Consider the following 18,123-nt stretch of genomic DNA (forward strand, 5'->3'; position numbering starts at 1 on the left):
TCAGTACGCTTGAGTTCAAGCTAAGGGGTGCCTAACTTTCTGGGCATCAGACGTCTAGGTGAGGAAGTGACGGCCACCGTGACCGCGTCCACCAGCAGACTGTTCACATCGGAATCGGTGACTGAGGGTCATCCCGACAAGATTTGCGACGCCATCAGCGACTCCATCCTGGACGGCCTGCTGGCCAAGGACCCCCGGAGCCGGGTGGCGGTCGAAACGCTCATCACGACCGGCCAGGTCCACGTCGCGGGTGAAGTGACCACCGAGGCCTACGCGGACATCCCGACCATCGTCCGCGATGTGATCCTGAAGATCGGTTACGACTCTTCGGCCAAGGGCTTCGACGGCAACTCCTGCGGCGTCAACGTCGCGATCGGCTCCCAGTCGCCCGACATCGCGCAGGGTGTCGACACCGCTTACGAGTCCCGCGTCGAGTCCGACGAGGACGAGATCAACCGCCAGGGTGCCGGCGACCAGGGCCTGATGTTCGGCTACGCCTGCTCGGACACCCCCGAGCTGATGCCGCTGCCGATCGCGCTGGCGCACCGGCTCTCGCAGCGGCTGACCCGGGTCCGCAAGGACGGCGTGCTGCCGTACCTGCGCCCGGACGGCAAGACCCAGGTCACCATCGAGTACGCCGGCGACCAGCCGGTGCGGCTCGACACGGTGGTCGTGTCCACCCAGCACGCCGACGGGATCGACCTGGAGCAGATGCTCGGCGTCGATGTCCGCGAGCAGGTCGTCGCCCCGGAGATCGCCGAGCTGGGTCTCGACACCTCCAACGTGCGGCTGCTGGTCAACCCGACCGGCCGCTTCGTCATCGGCGGCCCGATGGGTGACGCGGGCCTGACCGGCCGCAAGATCATCGTCGACACCTACGGCGGCATGGCCCGCCACGGTGGCGGAGCGTTCTCCGGCAAGGACCCGTCCAAGGTCGACCGCTCGGCCGCGTACGCGATGCGCTGGGTGGCGAAGAACGTCATCGCCGCCGGTCTCGCCTCGCGCGCCGAGGTCCAGGTCGCCTACGCGATCGGCAAGGCGGCCCCGGTGGGCCTCTTCGTCGAGACCTTCGGCACCGAGACGGTCGACCCGTCGAAGATCCAGGCCGCCATCACGGAGGTCTTCGACCTGCGTCCGGCCGCGATCATCCGCGACCTCGACCTGCTTCGCCCGATCTACGCGCCGACGGCCGCGTACGGCCACTTCGGCCGTCCTGAGCTGAATCTCCCGTGGGAGAGCACGGCGCGCGCGGCGGATCTGAAGTCGGCCGCGGGCGCCTGATCGCTACCGCCCCGGACCGGACCAAAGGGGGCAAGTAGTCGACTACTTGCGACGTCCCGCACTTCTCATCCTGGTTGGGGCTCGGGGGCTGAAGGGCGCTTTCCCCGCATCGCATGCGGGGAAAGCGCCCTTCGCCGCGTGAGATGAGGGGAAAGGGCCCTTCAGCCTCGGAACCCCAGGATGAAAAAGGCGCCATGAAAGTCCCGTTCGTGTCACGCCGGTGACAGCCCATGGTGAGCGAGTCTGGTAGAGATCACCGGGTGAGCAGCAGTTCCGAACCGACCCCGCTGTGGGAGCTTCCGGAGCCTCCGAAGGCCGAGCCGGCGCGGAAGGCCAAACCGTCACGCGCCAAGACCGCCAGCCGCCGGGGAGCGCAGAACCCGGCGCCCGAGAACCCGGTCGCGCGCATCGTCGTGGACATCCCGCTCACGCATCTCGATCGCACCTTCGACTACCGGATCCCGGAGAAGCTGCACGAGGCCGCCGTCCCCGGCTGCCGGGTGCGCGTCCGGTTCGCGGGCCAGCTCGTCGACGGGTATCTCGTCGAACGTGCCGAAACCACGGAGTTCGCGGGGAAGCTCGCGTATATCGACAGGGTGACGTCCAGCGAGCCGGTGCTGCCCCCGGCGCTGCACGCGCTCTGCCGGTCGGTCGCGGACCGGTACGGCGGCACGCTCAGTGACGTCCTGCGGCTGGCGATCCCGTCCCGGCACGCGAAGGTCGAGGCCGAACCGCCCGCCGAACCCGCGCCGACGCCGGAGCCGCCCGAAACCACGGCCTGGGAGAAGTACCAGAGCGGTCCGGCGTTCCTCGAAGCCGTCGCGGAACGGCGTCCGGCCAACGCCGTCTGGCAAGCCCTGCCGGGTGAGGACTGGCCGCGCCGCCTCGCCGAAGCCGCCGCGGTGGCCGCGGCCGCCGGACGCGGCGTGGTGATGGTCGTCCCCGACCACCGTGATCTCACGCGTCTGCACGACGCGTGCGTTTCCTTGCTGGGGGAGGGCGCGGTGGTCGCGTTGATCGCCGGGCTGGGCCCGGCCGAGCGCTACCGCCGCTGGCTCGCGGTGCTGCGCGGCGCGGTGCGCGTCGTCGTCGGCACGCGCGCGGCGATGTTCGCGCCGGTCGCCGACCCCGGCCTGTTCGTGGTGTGGGACGACGGCGACGATGTCCACCTCGACCAGCACGCGCCGTATCCCCACGTCCGCGACGTGCTGATGGACCGCGCGCACGCCGCGAAGGGGTCGATGCTCGTCGCCGGGTTCGCGCGGACCGCCGAGGCGCAGTTCCTGGTCGAGTCGGGCTGGGCGCAGCCTCTCGTCGCCGCCCGGCCCGAACTGCGGGCCGCCGCGCCGCGCGTCACGCCCGTCGGCGAGGACTTCGACGTCGCGCGGGACGAAGCGGCGAAGGCGGCACGGCTTCCTTCGGTCGCTTTCGAGGCGGCGCGGCAGTCGCTGGCCGGAGGATTCCCCGTCCTGGTCCAGGTTCCGCGTCGCGGATACGTTCCCGGGCTCGCCTGCGGCAACTGCCGGACGTCGGCGCACTGCCGTCGCTGCGCGGGTCCGCTTTCCTTGCCCGGCGGCCTGATCGACGGCGCGCCGAGGCCGCCCGCCTGCCGGTGGTGCGGCGTCCCCGAGACGAACTTCCATTGCGCCGCTTGCGGTTCCGTGCGGCTGCGGGCGGTCGTCGTCGGCTCCAAGCGGACCGCGGAGGAGCTGGGCCGCGCGTTCTCCGGATTCCCGGTGCGGACCTCGGGCGCGTCGGAGGTGTTGGCATCGGTGCCCGGAAAACCGGCGCTGGTGGTGTGCACGCCCGGAGCCGAGCCGATCGCGGAAGGCGGTTACGGCGCCGCCCTGCTGCTGGACGGCTGGGCGCTGCTGGGGCGGCAGGACCTGCGCGCGGGGGAGGAGACCCTGCGCCGCTGGATGGCGGCCGCGGCCCTGGTGCGGCCGGGGACCGAGGGCGGACGCGTGTTCGTCGGCGCGGAAGCGGGCCTTTCGGTCGTCCAGGCCCTGGTGCGGTGGGATCCGGGCTGGCACGCGAGCCAGGAACTCGCCGAACGACGGGAACTCGGCTTCCCGCCCGCGATGCGGATGGCGAGTATCGAGGGCACCCCGGACGCCGTCGCCGGGCTGCTGGACGACCTCGCCCTCCCGGACACCGGCGAGGTACTGGGCCCGGTGCCGCTCGGCGAGGTCGACGAGGACGGCAACGCCGAACGCGAGCGCGCCCTGGTGCGCGTCGCCCGTCCGCAGGGGAAGGCGCTCGCCGCCGCCGTCCACGCGGCCGCGGCCCGGCGGGACGCCCGGAAGGCTTCCGAGCCCATCCGGATCCAGCTCGACCCCCTGGAACTCATCTAGCTCCCCGCCCACTGCCGCATTTCGTCCTCTGAATGCGGTGCTTGCGTGTGCAAGTACCGCATCCAGAGGACGAAATACAGGGGATCAGAGGGTTGTGCCGGGGACCGCGAGGACGTCGGCGCGGGGCGAAGCGCCCGGAGTGGGTGTAGTGGGAGTGGCGGGCGGAGCGGGGGTAGGTGCGGTGCCGCCCAGGGCGGCGGTGAGCAGCGTGACGATCTGCGCCGAGATCGCCGCCCGCCGCGCCTCGAAATCGGCGTCGGTCAGGGCCGCCGGGTCGGCGGGCGTGCCGAGCACCGGCGTGTGCAGGTGCCCGCCCGCGACACCGTCGAGGCCGAGCCCGGTCCGGAGCCGGTTGCTGCGGTACATCGACTCGTTGGACAGGTAGTTACCGCCGCCTCCGGACGCCGCGATCTCACCGGGCTTCGGTGCGTCGGTCCGGCAGACCGCGGTCCCGGTCCCCGGTTTCGTGCTGTCCGGCCAGACACAGAACGCCTGGTTGTACAGCACCTGGTACGCCCCGGCGGGCGCGGCGAGCATCTTTTCGTACGGCAGCGTGGTTTCGATGAACTGGACGGCGGGCTGCGGCCAGCCGCTCGCGGGCGGGACCTGGCCGACGACCGAGGCGTCGAGGTTGTCCGGGAAACCACCCCGCCACGCGCCTGCCCACCGCTCGATGTCGAACCGGCCGGGACGGCCCTGGCTGATCGTCATGATCAGTTCCGGGCGGCGGAAACGGTTCTTCAGCGCCTCGCCGTAGGCCGCCTCGACGATGCCCGCGTCGAAGTAACTCCACACCACCGGGAACGACACGGCCTGCACCAGCGCCGGCCCGGCCGGGGTCTGGATCACCTTGCCGTCGAGGTGCAGCGCGGCCGCGCCGGACGGGTTCGCGATGCGGACGCCCGCGCCGTTGAGCGTGAACGGGTCGAATCCGCTCACCAGCACGCGGCGCAGCGACGGGCCGAGCGGGAAACGGGCGTCGTCGAGGCCGCGGGCGCCGAGGTCGAAGGTCTTCAGCAGGTTCGCCCGGGCGGGCGCCGTCAGCGGGAAGCGCGGTGTCCACTGCCGGAGCGCCTTGCTCATCTGCAAGCGCGCCCAGTACAGCGGGCGGTCGTCGGCCTTGTCGATGCCGCCGAGATCGGGACGACGGCCCTGCGCGCGGTCGACGGCGGTCCGCCAGAGCCCGTCACCGGCGGTCTCAGCGAGCTTCTCGGCGCGCGAAGCGGTCTTCGTGGCGCAGAGACGCGTCGTGAAGTCGGAGACGAGCTTGTCGAATCCGGCGAGCCGGACGAGTTCCGGGCCGACCGCGGGACCGCCCGACGGAAGCGTCGCGGTGAGGCGGTTCTCCTCGACGGTGATCGCGGCCGAGCCGTCGAAGCAGTCGCGGGCGGTCTCGGCTTGCGCGACGCCGGGGACCGCGAGCACGGGAAGGGCGATGAGCAGCGGGAGGAGCGCGCTCCAGCGCCTGCCGGGAGTCTTCATGGCACCGCATTCTTCTCATCCCGGCGGGGCCGCACTACCGACGAACGCAGGTGTGGACGGGTCTTGTCCGGGGTGGACAGGCGGGGCAGACTCGCGCCATGGCCGCGCACAGAAGCATTTTGGGACGCATCACCGCAGTCACCGCCATCGCCGCGCTGGTCGGCGCCGCCGTACCGGGGACCGCTTCGGCCGCTCCACCGACGCCGAAGTCCCCGGTCGCCGTCGGCTATCTGGGCGCCGTGTCGAGCATCGACGCGGACGCGACCGCGATCGGCACGAAGATCCTGCGCGAGGGCGGCAACGCCGTCGACGCGGCCGTCGCGACCGCCGCCGCGCTCGGCGTCACCGATCCGTTCTCCGCCGGATTCGGCGGGGGCGGCTTCTTCGTCTACTACGACGCGCGCACCGGCAAGGTGCACACCCTCGACGGCCGCGAGACCGCGCCGTCGAGCGCGAACGAGAACCTCTTCGTCGAGAACGGCAAGGCGATCCCGTTCGCCGAAGCCGTCACCAGCGGGCTCGGCGTCGGTGTGCCGGGCACGCCCGCCACCTGGCAGGAAGCCCTGCGCAAATGGGGGACCAAGTCGCTGGCGAAGGCGATCAAGCCCGCTGAGGACCTCGCGCGCAACGGCTTCACCGTCGACCAGACCTTCACCACCCAGATCTCCAACAACGCCGCCCGCTTCTCGGCGTTCCCCTCGACCCGGTCGCTGTACCTGCCCGGCGGCGCGCCGCCCGCGGTCGGCACGACGTTCAAGAATCCGGACCTCGCGGGCACGTACGCGCAACTCGCCGCGAAGGGCACCGACGTCCTCTACCGCGGGCCGATCGGCGCGGACGTCGTCAACACGGTGAGGAAGCCGCCGGTCGACCCCGCGTCGGCGCTGAAGGTCCGTCCCGGTGACCTGACCGCGGCGGACCTCGCGAAATACCGTGTCGTCGAGCGGAAGCCGACCAAGACCCGGTACCGGGGCCTCGACGTCTACGGCATGCCCGCGCCGTCGTCCGGTGGGCTGACCGTCGGCGAGGCGCTGAACATCCTCGAGAACACGAAGCTCTCCAAGCTGGAGAAGGCCGACTACCTGCACTACTTCCTGGAGTCGACCAGGCTCGCCTTCGCCGACCGCAACCGGTGGATCGGCGACCCGGCGTTCGTCGACGTCCCGGCGAAGGAACTGATCAGCCAGAAGTTCGCCGACAGCCGCGCGTGCCTGATCGACCCGGCGAAAGCAGGCGTGAGCCCGGTCGCGCCCGCCGACCCGCGGAACCCGGTGCCGTGCGCGGCGGGGACGAACTCCGCGCCGACGCCGTACGAGGGCGAGAACACCACGCACCTCACGGTCGCCGACAAATGGGGCAACGTCGTCGCCTACACGCTGACCATCGAGCAGGAGGGCGGCAGCGGCATCGTCGTCCCGGGCCGGGGGTTCCTGCTCAACAACGAACTGACCGACTTCTCCTTCACCCCGGTGACGCCGGGCGTGCCCGACCCGAACCTGCCCGGCCCGGCCAAGCGGCCGCGTTCGTCGATGGCACCGACCATCGTGCTCGACCACGGCAAGCCGCTGCTCGCCGTCGGTTCGCCCGGTGGCGCGTCGATCATCACCACGGTGCTGCAGATCCTCACCGGCCGTCTCGACCGCGGCCTCCAGCTGGTCGACGCGATCGCGGAACCGCGCGCATCACAGCGGAACTCGGCGGCCGCGCAGGTCGAGCAGGCGTTCCTCGACCAGACCGAGGTGCTCGCGGCACTGAAGGCCAAGGGACAGGGGTTCTCGACGGCGCCCGCGGAGATCGGCGCCGCGACCGGTGTCGAACGGCTGCGGGACGGCCGGTGGCTCGCCGCCGCCGAACCGACCCGGCGGGGTGGCGGCTCGGCGGCCGTCGTGCTGCCCTGGCCGCCTCGCTAGAACGCAATTAGTCGGCTAAATGCGGGGCTCCGACCAGGTCGCGAGGTGCTTAGGTACCCAGTGGACTCTCGCTGCGCACGACAAGACGGACTCCGGGACCATCACCGGCCACGGCGACCGCGCGTGAAGGGTGAGAGACACCGCGACCCGACCTCGCTTCGCAATCAGTCGACTGATTGCGCCGGTCTTCACGAGCCCGGACCCCGCCTGACCTCTCGAAACCGAGGGTCGAAGCACCAGGTCGGGCCGATGCGGAGAGCGAGCGCGCCGGGGGCGTGGGGCCCTTCTAGACTGAGCGGCGATGTTCGCCCAGTCAGAGGTACCCGTCCCCCCGGCGGAGGTGCGTTGATGCGCCTCGTCTTCGCCGGCACCCCCGAACCCGCCGTCCCGTCGTTGCGCGCGCTCCTCGCGTCCGAACGGCATGAGGTCGTCGCCGTCGTGACCCGTCCGGACGCGCAGGCAGGCCGAGGCCGCCGGGTCGTCCGGTCCCCGATCGGCGCGCTGGCCGACGAGCACGGGATCGAGGTGCTGACCCCGCCGAAGGCGAGTGACCCCGCGTTCCTCGCCCGGCTCGCGGAGATCGCCCCCGACGCGTGCCCCGTCGTCGCGTACGGGGCGTTGCTGCCCCAGGCCGCGCTGGACATCCCGAAGCACGGCTGGGTCAACCTGCACTTCTCGCTGCTGCCCGCGTGGCGCGGCGCCGCGCCGGTCCAGGCCGCGATCCGCGCCGGGGACGAGATCACCGGCGCCTCGACGTTCCGGATCGTCAAGGAGCTCGACGCGGGCCCGGTCTACGGCGTGATCACCGAGCAGATCGCGGTCACCGACACCGCCGGGCAACTGCTCGGCAGGCTGGCGGAGTCCGGGGCGAAGCTGCTCGTGTCCACGATGGACGGTATCGCCGACGGCACGCTGCGCGCGGTCGGGCAGACCGGCGACGGCGTGAGCTACGCGCCCAAGGTGACCGTCGAGGACGCGCGGGTGTCGTTCGCCGACCCGGCCACCGCGGTCGACAGGCAGATCCGCGCGGTCAGCCCGGAACCGGGCGCGTGGGCGGAGTTCCGGGGCGAGCGGCTGAAGCTCGGCCCGGTGACGGTCGTCGACGAGCCGGGGCCCCCGCCGGGCGAGCTGGTCGTGGAACGCAAGCGGGTCCTGGTCGGCACGGCGTCGAAACCGGTGCGGCTGGGCGAAGTGCAGGCGCAGGGCAAGAAGCGGATGGCGGCCACCGACTGGGCGCGCGGTACGAGGATCGAACAAGGAGAGCGCCTGCAGTGAACGAGCGTAGGGAACGCCGGCCGTCGAGGCCGGAGCGTGGCCGTCCCGGCCCGCGTAAAGAGGGGCCCAGCCGCCCGCCGCAGGTCGATCCGGCCCGGCAGGTCGCGTTCGACGTCCTGCGCGCGGTACGGGAAAAGGACGCGTACGCGAACTTGGTGCTGCCGGAGCTGCTGCGCAACCGCCGGATCACCGGCCGGGACGCGGCGCTGGCCACCGAACTGACCTACGGGACCTCCCGGGCGATCGGCATGCTGGACGCCGTCATCGGGGCCTGCCTGGTGGACCGGTCGCTGGACAAGGTGGACGCGCTGGTGCTGGACGGGCTGCGGCTCGGCGCGTACCAGCTGCTGCGCACCCGTATCCCCGAGCACGCCGCCGTCGGGTCCACTGTGGACCTCGTCCGCGCGGAAGTCGGTTCCTGGATCGCGGGTTTCGTCAACGCCGTGCTGCGTTCGGTGTCCGAAAAGGACGAACAGACCTGGCTCGACGAACTCGCGCCGGACGAGGCCGTCGACCCGATCGGCGCGTACGCGCTGCGGACGGCGCATCCGCGCTGGGTCGCGCGGTCCTTCGCGGAGGCGCTGGGGGACAAGGGAGCCGAACTGAAGGCGGCCCTGGAGGCCGACGACAAGCGGCCGGACGTGCACCTGGTCGCCCGCCCCGGCGAGATCAGCGCCGACGAGCTGGCCGCCATCACCGGCGGCGACGTCGCCCCGTACTCGCCGTACGGCGTCCGGATGCCCGCGGGCTCCGGCGATCCCGGCGACGTCGAGCCGGTCAAGGAGAAGCTGGCCGCGGTCCAGGACGAGGGCAGCCAGCTGTGCGCGGTCGCCGTCACGAAGGTGCCGCTCACCGGCTCCGACGAACGCTGGCTGGACCTGTGCGCCGGACCGGGCGGCAAAGCCGCGCTGCTGGGCGCGCTCGCGTCGATCAGCGGCGCGACCGTCGACGCCGTCGAGAAGGCACCGCACCGCGCGAAGCTGATCGAGAACGCCGTCCGCGGGCTTCCGGTGACCATCCACGTCGCCGACGGCCGCGAGACCGGCCTCGAACCGGGCTACGACCGCGTCCTGGTCGACGCGCCGTGCAGTGGCCTCGGTTCGCTGCGGCGCCGTCCCGAGTCGCGCTGGCGCCGTCAGCCCAGCGACATCTCGGATCTGACGAAACTGCAGGGCCAGCTGATCACCGCGGCGCTGGACCTGGTCCGGCCCGGCGGCATCGTCACCTACGTCGTCTGCTCGCCGCATCTGGCCGAGACCGAAGGCGTCGTGGGGGAGACGGCGCGCCGCGCCGGCGTCGAGGTCGTCGACGCGCGGGAGTTCTTCCCCGGCGTCCCGCAGCTCGGCGACGGTCCGTACGTGCAGCTGTGGCCGCACCGGCACGGCACCGACGCGATGTTCTGCGCCGTCCTGCGGAAGCCGGATTCCGCAGGGTGAGCAGGGTTCTCGGCCTGGTCGCGAGCTCGTGCGGCGGACTGGACACCCGGTTCGCCGCGCAGCTCGCGCGACCGGCCGCGGACCGCGGCTGGGAGCTCGCGATCACGCTCACCCCGACCGCGGCCCGCTGGCTGGAGGCGACCGGCGGGATCGACGACCTGGAGAAGGTCACCGATCTGCCGGTCCGCAGCACCGGCAGGCTGCCGGGCGAGCCCCGGCCGCATCCGGATCCCACGGTGTTCCTGTTCGCCCCCGCGAGCGCGAACTCCGTGGCGAAACTGGCGCTGGGCATCGCCGACAACCAGGCGCTGACCCTGCTCGGCGACGTCCTCGGCACACCCGGCGTGACGATCGTGCTGGGCTACCAGATCCAGGACACCCGGGTGCACCACCCGGCCTGGCGACGGCATCTCGACACGCTCGCCTCCGCCGGGGTCACCACCGCCCGGCTCACCCCCGAGGCACCGTGGACGTCCGTGCTGGACCTGCTCCCGGCGGTCTAGCGGGCGCAGAACCCCGTGTCCAGTGCCTTGGCGAGATCGTCCGATGCCTTGTCCGGCAACGGGTCCTGGTTGACCACGACGTTCACCCGCCTGCCGTGCGGGACGGCGCCCGACAGGTTCGCGAAACCGACGATGTTCCCGCCGTGTCCCCAGAACCTGCCCCCGCACGACAGCGGGACGGACGCGATGCCGAGCCCGTACTCCGCGCCGGGGATGCCGACGGGCGCCGGGATGGTCCGCTGCATCTCCGCCAGTTGCGCCCGTTTCAGGACCCGGCCGTCGACGAGCGCGCCGAAGAAGCGGTTCAGGTCTTCCCCGGTCGAGACGAGCCCGCCGGAGGCCCCGGCGGCCGACGGGTCGAATTCGGTGAAGTCGGCGAGACCCGTCCCTCGCGGCGTGTACCCCCTGGCGTGCGGGAACGGCAGGCGTTCGTCACCGCGCGAAGGCAGAGCGGTGCCGCGCAAGCCCAGCGGCCGGACGATCCTGCCGTCGATCTCGTCGGCGACGGAGCGGCCGGTGAGCTTCTCGATGAGCATTCCGGCGATGACGTAGTTCGTGTTGGAGTACGACCAGCTCGTACCGGGCGCGAACAGCGGCGGATGCGCGAGACCGATCGCCACCAGCTCTCCGGGCTCCGCACCGCGATGCCGCCATTCGTCGATATCGAGATCGCGCACGTAGTTGTAGAGCCCGCTGGTGTGCTGGAGCAGCTGCCGCACGGTGATCTTCGTGCCGTCATTGCCGTTCCCGCGCACGAGACCGGGCAGATACGACTCGATCGGCGTGTCCAGCCGCACCTTCCCCTCGGCGACCAGCTGCAGCACCACGACGGCGACGAAGGTCTTGGTGACACTGGCCGCCCGGAACTTCGAGCCGTGCGGGAACGGCGTCCCGGTCTCGATGTTCCCGGCGCCTTCGCGCTCCGACCACGTCCGCCCGGAGGCGCTCGTCACGGTCGCCTGCGCGCCGGGGACACCGTCCCGCACCAGCGTTTTCAGCGCCTTGTCGACTTCGTCCCGCGGCTTGGTCACGGCGAGAGCCGGGGTGGCGGTCGTCGCGGCGAGCAGCGCGACCAATGCGCTGACGGCGATGATCTTCTTGCCTGGCAAGGATTTTCGCATGGTCACCAAATTAGGGACGCCGAAGCCGGGTGACCATGGGGCAGCCCCCAACGCCGTACCGGGGGCCTGCCCCACCTTCCCGGCGCCGCCTCAGCGCAGGCTGTGCCCCGGCGAGACGATGCCGGTCTCGTAGGCGAACACCACCGCCTGGCTGCGGTTGGCCGCGCCCAGTTTCCCGAAGATGTTGCCCACATGGGTTTTGACGGTCTCGAGACTGATGACCAGCTCGGCCGCGATGTCCACATTGGACATCCCGGTGGCGATGAGCCGCAGCACCTCGGTCTCCCGTTTCGTCAGCGACGACGGCCGGGGCGCGAGGCCCGATGCCGCCGGGCGCGCGGTGACCATCCGCCGGATCGCGTCGGGGAACAGCAGGGTCTCCCCGGCCGCGATGGTCCGGATGGCGTGCGCGAACTCCTCCTTGCGGGCCCGTTTCAGCAGGAACCCGCTCGCCCCGGCGAGCAGCGCGTCGTAGACGTAGTCGTCGTTGTCGAACGTCGTGATCACGAGGATCTTCGGTGGTTCGGGCACTTCGGCCAGCACCCGCCGGGTCGCCTCGATCCCGTCCACGCCGGGCATGCGGACGTCCATCAGAACCACGTCGGGACGCGTCCGCCGCACCAGGTCCACCACCTCACCGCCGTCGCCCGCCTCGCCGACGACGGTCAGGTCGGGCTGGTTGTCCAGCAGCGAACGGAGACCGGCGCGCAGCAGGGGTTCGTCGTCGACGATCAGTACCCGCAAGGTCATGAGCGTGACCGTAGCGGGATGGTGGTCACCAGCCGCCACAGCGGCTCACCGTCGACGGCCGGGCCCGCGACGAGCTCGCCGCGCAGCGCCTCGACCCGTTCGGTGAGACCGGGCAGCCCGTTGCCACCGCGGCCGGACGCGGCCACGGTCTCCTTGAGCGGGTTCACGATCTCGATCCGCAGCGCGTCGGCGAGCACCGCGACGCGGACGGTCACCGGGCCGGGATGGGCGTGCCGCAACGCGTTCGTCAGTCCTTCTTGGACGATCCGGTACGCCTCCCGGGACAGCGTCGCGGGCAGTTCGGCGGCGGGGCCGGTCAGTTCGTAGTCGATCACCGCGCCGCCGGAACGCGCCCGTTCGGCCAGTGTCGCGGCCTCGACGAGCCGTCGTTCGGGTTCGCGGGACGAGTTGTCTTCGCGCAGCAGGCCGAGGACGTGGTCGAGGTCCTCCAGCGCCATCCTCGACGACTCCTCGATGGTGCCCAGTGCCCGCCGCACGAGCTGCGGTTCGGAATCGACCAGCTCGGCGGCCGCGGCGGCCTGGATGGTCGACGTCGTCAGCGTGTGCCCGATGGAGTCGTGCAGTTCGCGGGCCAGGCGGTTGCGCTGGGCGAAATGGTTCGCCCGGACCTCGGCGGCGGCGACGCGTTCGGCGGCCGACGGCCCCAGCAGCGCGACCGCGCTGTACTGGAAGAGCTTGGTGAAGCCGGCGAGGACATACGCGATCGCGACCAGCGTCAGCAGCGCGATCGGCAGCGTCCACAGCCCGGCCGTCCCGGGTTCGACCGTCACCCGCTCACCGAAGAACTCGATGGGGCTGCCACCGCCTCCCGCCCAGACCAGGGCGAACACGAAGCCGATCATCAGGAAGCCGCCGATGCCGAACAGCACCCAGCTGAGCCCGGTGTGCACGACCAGCCAGGCCGCCGAACGCCGCCGCTCCGCCCAGGCGACCTTCGCGTGCGGCGGAGGCTGGGCGATCCGGGTGCCCAGCATCTGGTTGGCGAACCACACGCCGACCTTCCGCATCGGGCCGGGAAGTCCGGCGAGAGCGACCAGCAGGCCCATCGCGAGGACCCCGTAGAGCAGTCTCAGTGTCACGTCGCCCGGGATGAGGACGGCGGGGATGAGCGCGAACGGGAACGGCAGCGCCGTCATCGCCATACCGAGGAGGCCGAACGGCACGCTGCGGTAACTTCCGATCCGCACCAGGGGCTTGAAAGGGTTGACCATGACCGGAACGCTATTCGGCGGCGGGTGCGCGCACCTCCCACTCCGGGGCCATTTCACGTCATCCTCAAGGCCACCCACACCGGTCACAGCCGGTTAGCGGCCGTTAGCGGCGGCCTCCTACACTCGGGCGCGTGGCTCACCGACCTTTGATCGCACCCAGCATCCTCTCCGCGGACTTCGCCCGGCTCGGCGAAGAGATCCGCGCCGTCGCGGGCGAGGGGGACACCCGCGCGGACTGGGTCCACGTCGACGTCATGGACGCGCACTTCGTGCCGAACCTGACCCTCGGCCTGCCCGTGGTGAAGTCACTGCTCAAGGCCACCGACGTGCCGATCGACTGCCACCTGATGATCGAGAACCCCGACAAATGGGCCATCGGGTACGCCGAGGCCGGTGCCTACAACGTCACCGTGCACGTCGAGGCGGCGCATGACCCTGTCGCGCTGGCGAAGAACCTCCGCGCCGCCGGGGCGAAGGCCGGCCTGTCGATCAAGCCGAACACCCCGCTCGAAGACCACCTCGAGACCCTCAAGCACTACGACACGCTGCTGGTGATGTCGGTCGAGCCCGGCTTCGGCGGCCAGTCGTTCATCGCCGACGTCCTGGAGAAGGTGCGCACCGCGCGGCGCCTGGTCGACACCGGTCACCTCAAGCTCGTCGTCGAGATCGACGGCGGGATCAACGCCGACACGATCGAGCAGGCCGCCGAGGCCGGGGTGGACTGCTTCGTCGCCGGTTCCGCCGTCTACGGCGCCGAAGACCCTGGTAAGGCGGTCGCGGCGCTGCGTGAGCAGGCCGCCCGCGTCCGCGGCTGATTCCCGGGTCCCGGCCCGTGCTCGGGTCAGGAGAAGGAATCGGCACCGGTGGGTGTTGGATGAAGGGAGCATCGTTTCCAGCGACGGTGCGACCAGGAGGAGGGCAGCAGGAGTGTTCACCGGCATTGTCGAGGAACTCGGCGAGGTCACCGCGGTCGAGCAGGTACCGAACGCCGCGCGGCTGACCGTGCGAGGGCCGCTGGTGACCAGCGACGCCGGGCACGGCGACTCCATCGCGGTGAGTGGCGTGTGCCTCACCGTGGTCGCGGTGGCGGGCGGTGAGTTTACCGTCGACGTCGTGCACGAAACCCTGCAGCGCTCCAGCCTCGCGAAGGTGAACGTCGGCGACGTCGTGAACCTGGAACGCGCGACGCCGGCGGGCGGCAGGCTCGGCGGGCACATCATGCAGGGCCACGTGGACGGCACCGGCGTCTACCTCAAGCGGGACGAGCAAGGGCTCACCACCTTCGCCCTCCCGGGGAAACTGTCACGGTACGTGGTCGAAAAGGGGTCGATCGCGGTCGACGGCGTCTCCCTCACGGTCGCCTCGGTGACCGACGAGGAGTTCTCCGTCGCCCTGATCCCGACCACGCTCGAACTGACCACCCTCGGCCGTAATCAGCCGGGTGACCTGGTCAACCTCGAGGTCGACGTGGTCGCCAAGTACGTCGAGAAGCTGGCCATGCCGCACCTGCGCACGCAGGGGGACAATGGTGGCGCGGAGGAGCGGGCGTGACCGAAACGAGTGCGATTCCGGGGTCGGCGGATCTGACCCCCTGTGGAGGCGGGGTGGCTGTGAACGCCGAAGCCATCGAGGCGGCGATCGCCGATATCAAGGCGGGCCGTCCGGTCGTCGTGGTGGACGACGAAGACCGCGAGAACGAGGGCGACCTGATCTTCGCGGCGGAGAAGGCCACGCCGGAACTGATGGCCTTCATGGTGCGCTACACCTCGGGTTACGTCTGCGTGGCGCTGACCGAGGCCGAGGCGGACAGGCTCGATCTGCCCCCGATGTACCACACGAACCAGGACCAGCGCGGCACCGCGTACAGCGTCACGGTCGACGCCGCCGAGGGCATCACCACCGGCATCTCCGCGGCCGACCGGTCGCACACCATCCGGCTGCTCGCCGACCCGGCGTCCAAGGCGTCGGACTTCCGGCGCCCCGGCCACGTGGTCCCGCTGCGCGCGAAGCAGGGCGGCGTCCTGCGGCGGCCAGGGCACACCGAAGCCGCCGTCGACCTGGCCCGGCTCGCCGGGCTCTCGCCGTCCGGCGTGCTCTGCGAGATCGTGTCGCAAAAGGACGAAGGCGACATGGCCCGCCGCGACGAGCTCGAGGTCTTCGCCGCGGACCACGACCTGAAGATGATCACCATCGCCGATCTGATCGCCTACCGGCGCCGGACGGAGAAGCAGGTCGAACGGGTCGCCGAGGCGCGTATCCCGCTGGCGGCCGGCACCTTCCGCGCGGTCGGCTACGACAGCCTGCTCGACGGCATCGAGCACATCGCCTTCGTCTACGGCGAGATCGGCGACGGCGAGGACATCCTGGTCCGCGTGCACTCCGAATGCCTCACCGGCGACGTCTTCGGCTCGCTGCGCTGCGACTGCGGCCCGCAGCTGGAGGCGGCCCTGGAGGCGGTGGCCAAGGAAGGCCGCGGAGTCGTGCTCTACATCCGCGGCCACGAGGGCCGGGGGATCGGGCTGCTGCACAAGCTGCAGGCCTACCAGCTCCAGGACGCCGGTGCGGACACCGTCGACGCGAACCTGCAGCTCGGCGTCCCCGCCGACGCGCGGGACTACGGCACCGGCGCGCAGATCCTGTGCGATCTGGGTGTCAGCTCGATGCGGCTGCTGACGAACAACCCGGCCAAACGCGTCGGGCTGGAGGGCTACGGCCTGCGGGTCAGCGGCCGGGTGTCGCTGCCGATCTCGCCGAACCCGGAGAACCTGCGCTACCTCAAGACCAAGCGGGACCGGATGGGGCACGACCTGTCCCAGCTGGAGCATTTCGACCAGGTCGGCGCCGAGGTCGACCAGGGCAACGGAGGTGGCACGCGGTGAGCGGCGAGGGCCGTCCGGACGTCGAACTCGACCTGTCCGACTGTAAGAACATCCGCCTCGGGATCGTGGCCACGCGCTGGCACACGAAGATCACGAGCGCCCTGCTGGAACGCGCGCTGGAGGCGGCCAAGGCCGCCGACCTGGAGGAAGAGCCGACCGTGGTCCGCGTCGCGGGCGCCGTCGAACTCCCCGTCGCCGCGCAGGCGCTGGCCCGTACGCATGACGCCGTCGTCGCGCTGGGCGTGGTCATCCGGGGTGGGACACCGCATTTCGAATACGTCTGCGACGCGGTCACCGCGGGCCTGACCAGGGTGGCGCTCGACGAGAGCACCCCGGTCGGCAACGGCGTGCTCACCTGCGACACCGAACAGCAGGCCCTCGACCGCTCCGGCCTGCCGGGCTCCGTCGAAGACAAGGGCTACGAAGCGACCGTCGCCGCTCTGGACGCCGCGCACGCGCTGCGCAACCTGCGCCAGCCGTGGACCGAGCGGGGCTTCGTGTGAGCGTCGAGGCGGATGTGATGACAGAGTCCGAGGTCGTGGTGGTGCGGCCCCGTCGTGCCCTGGTGATGTGCTCGGTGCTGGCGGTGATCCTGCTGGCGACGTTCGTGGTCGTCGCGGTGCTGCTGCGCGGCTCGGACACCGGCGTGATCTTCCAGCCGTCCGACCAGGCGGCGATGATCGGCATCGGCATCCTGCTCGCGGCCGGGACGATGCTGTTCGCGACCGCGCGCGTGAAGGCCGACGCCGACGGCATCGAGGTCCGGAACGTGCTGATGACCAAGCGGTTCGCGTGGAGCGAGGTGCTTTCGGTGAGTTTCCCCGACGGCGCCTCGTGGGCGCGGCTGGAACTGCCGGACGACGAGTACTACTCGGTCATGGCCGTGCAGGCCGTCGACCGGGAACGGGCGGTGACCGCGGTGCGGGCGCTGCGGCGGCTGCACAAGGCGGCCTGGAACGGCTGACGGCCTTCCGGTCTCGTGAGTGGTAATGACGGTTCTAACCGTCATTACCACTCACGAGAACGCACGCCTCAAAGCTCCAGGTCCACCACGATCGGCGCGTGGTCCGACGGACCCTTCCCCTTCCGCGCCTCACGGTCCACATAGGAATCGGTCACCGCGGCCGCCACCGTGGCGTCGGCGTACACGAGGTCGATCCGCATTCCCTTGTTGTTCGGGAAGTTCCCGGCCCGGTAGTCCCAGTAGGTGAACGGGTGGTCGTACTTCAGCGGCCGGGGGAACACGTCGGACAGCCCGAGGTCCCGCAGCGCCGCGAGCGCCTTCCGTTCCGGCTCGGTCACGTGCGTCGAACCGGCGAACACGCCGATGTCCCAGACGTCCGCGTCGGTCGGCGCGATGTTGAAGTCGCCGAGGACGGCGAACGGCAGCCCGCGCGCCTGCTCCTCGCGCACCGTGGCCTCCAGCGCCGAGAGCCAGGTCAGTTTGTACTCGTAGTGCGGGTTTTCCAGCTCCCGCCCGTTCGGCACGTACACCGACCACAGGCGCAGCCCGCCGCAGGTGGCGCCGATGGCCCGTGCGTCGGTCTTGTCCTCGAAGGTGGGCTCGCCGGTCAGCCCGCGCGTGACGTCTTCCAGTCCGACGCGGGACAGGATGGCCACGCCGTTCCAGCGCCCGATGCCGTACGCGGCCGTCTCGTAGCCCAGTTCCCGCACGGCGTCGACCGGGAACGCGTCGGTGCCGGATTTGAGTTCCTGCAGGCACAGTACGTCCGGCCGTACCGAGCCGAGCCAGTCCAGCACCCTCGGCAGCCGGGGCCCGATCGAGTTCACGTTCCACGTCGCGATCCGCATGCCCGCGAGCGTCCCACACCGCACCGACACGCTCACGCGAAAGGGCCCCTCCGAGACGGGTCGCGTCTCGGAGGGGCCCCACCGGGGT

General features: G+C 71.1%; 16 protein-coding genes. 11 read left to right on the forward strand and 5 right to left on the reverse strand.

What is annotated here, in order from left to right; all coding sequences use genetic code 11:
• Window positions 1-78: 78 nt before the first annotated feature.
• Together metK and L324_RS38740 are read left to right on the forward strand one after the other, a co-directional pair.
• Window positions 79-1,281 carry a methionine adenosyltransferase gene (gene metK, locus L324_RS38735; protein WP_037321159.1) on the forward strand — a complete coding sequence of 401 codons (1,203 nt, stop codon included), beginning with the start codon at window positions 79-81 and terminating at the stop codon, window positions 1,279-1,281.
• A 230-nt stretch (window positions 1,282-1,511) separates the two neighbouring features.
• Entirely contained in the window at window positions 1,512-3,635 is a 2,124-nt protein-coding gene (locus L324_RS38740; RefSeq protein WP_152547131.1) for a primosomal protein N', read from the forward strand.
• 84 nt (window positions 3,636-3,719) lie between these two features.
• On the opposite strand, the gene L324_RS38745 is transcribed toward L324_RS38740, so the two are convergent.
• Window positions 3,720-5,117: a pyroglutamyl-peptidase I gene (locus L324_RS38745; protein ID WP_037320865.1), complete on the reverse strand. Its 1,398-nt coding sequence runs from the start codon at window positions 5,115-5,117 to the stop codon at window positions 3,720-3,722.
• 98 nt (window positions 5,118-5,215) lie between these two features.
• Here L324_RS38745 and ggt point away from each other — a divergent pair, with 98 nt between their 5' ends.
• From ggt to L324_RS38765, 4 genes are all read left to right on the forward strand, one after another.
• Entirely contained in the window at window positions 5,216-7,027 is a 1,812-nt protein-coding gene (ggt, locus tag L324_RS38750; RefSeq protein WP_037320867.1) for a gamma-glutamyltransferase, read from the forward strand.
• 348 nt (window positions 7,028-7,375) lie between these two features.
• Window positions 7,376-8,302, forward strand: a complete 927-nt coding sequence (fmt, locus tag L324_RS38755) for a methionyl-tRNA formyltransferase (RefSeq protein WP_037320869.1) — start codon at window positions 7,376-7,378, stop codon at window positions 8,300-8,302.
• Entirely contained in the window at window positions 8,299-9,738 is a 1,440-nt protein-coding gene (locus L324_RS38760) for an RsmB/NOP family class I SAM-dependent RNA methyltransferase (protein WP_081736609.1), read from the forward strand. The genes fmt and L324_RS38760 overlap by 4 nt, the downstream gene beginning before the upstream one ends.
• Window positions 9,735-10,241 carry a flavoprotein gene (locus L324_RS38765; RefSeq protein WP_037320871.1) on the forward strand — a complete coding sequence of 169 codons (507 nt, stop codon included), beginning with the start codon at window positions 9,735-9,737 and terminating at the stop codon, window positions 10,239-10,241. The genes L324_RS38760 and L324_RS38765 overlap by 4 nt, the downstream gene beginning before the upstream one ends.
• On the opposite strand, the gene L324_RS38770 is transcribed toward L324_RS38765, so the two are convergent.
• The 3 genes from L324_RS38770 to L324_RS38780 form a co-directional block, all read right to left on the reverse strand.
• Window positions 10,238-11,362 (reverse strand): serine hydrolase domain-containing protein, encoded by a 1,125-nt coding sequence (locus L324_RS38770; protein ID WP_037320873.1) that lies wholly within the window; start codon window positions 11,360-11,362, stop codon window positions 10,238-10,240. The genes L324_RS38765 and L324_RS38770 overlap by 4 nt on opposite strands.
• 90 nt (window positions 11,363-11,452) lie before the next feature.
• Window positions 11,453-12,112, reverse strand: coding sequence for a response regulator transcription factor (locus L324_RS38775; protein ID WP_037320875.1), 660 nt, complete (start codon window positions 12,110-12,112; stop codon window positions 11,453-11,455).
• Window positions 12,109-13,344, reverse strand: a complete 1,236-nt coding sequence (locus tag L324_RS38780) for a sensor histidine kinase (RefSeq protein ID WP_037320877.1) — start codon at window positions 13,342-13,344, stop codon at window positions 12,109-12,111. Before L324_RS38780 ends, L324_RS38775 begins: the two co-directional genes overlap by 4 nt.
• Window positions 13,345-13,490: 146 nt before the next feature.
• Here L324_RS38780 and rpe point away from each other — a divergent pair, with 146 nt between their 5' ends.
• From rpe to L324_RS38805, 5 genes are all read left to right on the forward strand, one after another.
• Window positions 13,491-14,159, forward strand: a complete 669-nt coding sequence (gene rpe / locus L324_RS38785; RefSeq protein ID WP_037320880.1) for a ribulose-phosphate 3-epimerase — start codon at window positions 13,491-13,493, stop codon at window positions 14,157-14,159.
• 112 nt (window positions 14,160-14,271) lie between these two features.
• Window positions 14,272-14,895 (forward strand): riboflavin synthase, encoded by a 624-nt coding sequence (locus L324_RS38790; RefSeq protein ID WP_037320883.1) that lies wholly within the window; start codon window positions 14,272-14,274, stop codon window positions 14,893-14,895.
• A 53-nt stretch (window positions 14,896-14,948) separates the two neighbouring features.
• Window positions 14,949-16,223 carry a bifunctional 3,4-dihydroxy-2-butanone-4-phosphate synthase/GTP cyclohydrolase II gene (locus L324_RS38795; RefSeq protein ID WP_173426455.1) on the forward strand — a complete coding sequence of 425 codons (1,275 nt, stop codon included), beginning with the start codon at window positions 14,949-14,951 and terminating at the stop codon, window positions 16,221-16,223.
• Window positions 16,220-16,726: a 6,7-dimethyl-8-ribityllumazine synthase gene (gene ribH / locus L324_RS38800; RefSeq protein WP_034311710.1), complete on the forward strand. Its 507-nt coding sequence runs from the start codon at window positions 16,220-16,222 to the stop codon at window positions 16,724-16,726. The genes L324_RS38795 and ribH overlap by 4 nt, the downstream gene beginning before the upstream one ends.
• Window positions 16,727-16,743: 17 nt before the next feature.
• Complete coding sequence (locus tag L324_RS38805) at window positions 16,744-17,187, forward strand: PH domain-containing protein (protein WP_037321162.1); 444 nt, start codon at window positions 16,744-16,746, stop codon at window positions 17,185-17,187.
• A gap of 68 nt (window positions 17,188-17,255) precedes the next feature.
• Here L324_RS38805 and L324_RS38810 read toward each other — a convergent pair whose 3' ends face one another.
• Window positions 17,256-18,035 carry an exodeoxyribonuclease III gene (locus tag L324_RS38810; RefSeq protein ID WP_037320889.1) on the reverse strand — a complete coding sequence of 260 codons (780 nt, stop codon included), beginning with the start codon at window positions 18,033-18,035 and terminating at the stop codon, window positions 17,256-17,258.
• Window positions 18,036-18,123: the final 88 nt, after the last annotated feature.

The sequence above is a fragment of the Amycolatopsis orientalis DSM 40040 = KCTC 9412 genome (assembly GCF_000478275.1).
Classification (GTDB): Bacteria; Actinomycetota; Actinomycetes; order Mycobacteriales; family Pseudonocardiaceae; genus Amycolatopsis; species Amycolatopsis orientalis.

What these genes read in the sequence shown, in the direction of transcription:
- L324_RS38740 (WP_152547131.1), top strand. Translation starts at nt 1,512, where the DNA reads ATGGTGAGCGAGTCTGGTAGAGATCACCGGGTGAGCAGCAGTTCCGAA.
- L324_RS38745 (WP_037320865.1), bottom strand. Translation starts at nt 5,117, where the DNA reads ATGAAGACTCCCGGCAGGCGCTGGAGCGCGCTCCTCCCGCTGCTCATC.
- ggt (WP_037320867.1), top strand. Translation starts at nt 5,216, where the DNA reads ATGGCCGCGCACAGAAGCATTTTGGGACGCATCACCGCAGTCACCGCC.
- fmt (WP_037320869.1), top strand. Translation starts at nt 7,376, where the DNA reads ATGCGCCTCGTCTTCGCCGGCACCCCCGAACCCGCCGTCCCGTCGTTG.
- L324_RS38770 (WP_037320873.1), bottom strand. Translation starts at nt 11,362, where the DNA reads ATGCGAAAATCCTTGCCAGGCAAGAAGATCATCGCCGTCAGCGCATTG.
- L324_RS38775 (WP_037320875.1), bottom strand. Translation starts at nt 12,112, where the DNA reads ATGACCTTGCGGGTACTGATCGTCGACGACGAACCCCTGCTGCGCGCC.
- L324_RS38780 (WP_037320877.1), bottom strand. Translation starts at nt 13,344, where the DNA reads ATGGTCAACCCTTTCAAGCCCCTGGTGCGGATCGGAAGTTACCGCAGC.
- L324_RS38805 (WP_037321162.1), top strand. Translation starts at nt 16,744, where the DNA reads ATGACAGAGTCCGAGGTCGTGGTGGTGCGGCCCCGTCGTGCCCTGGTG.
- L324_RS38810 (WP_037320889.1), bottom strand. Translation starts at nt 18,035, where the DNA reads ATGCGGATCGCGACGTGGAACGTGAACTCGATCGGGCCCCGGCTGCCG.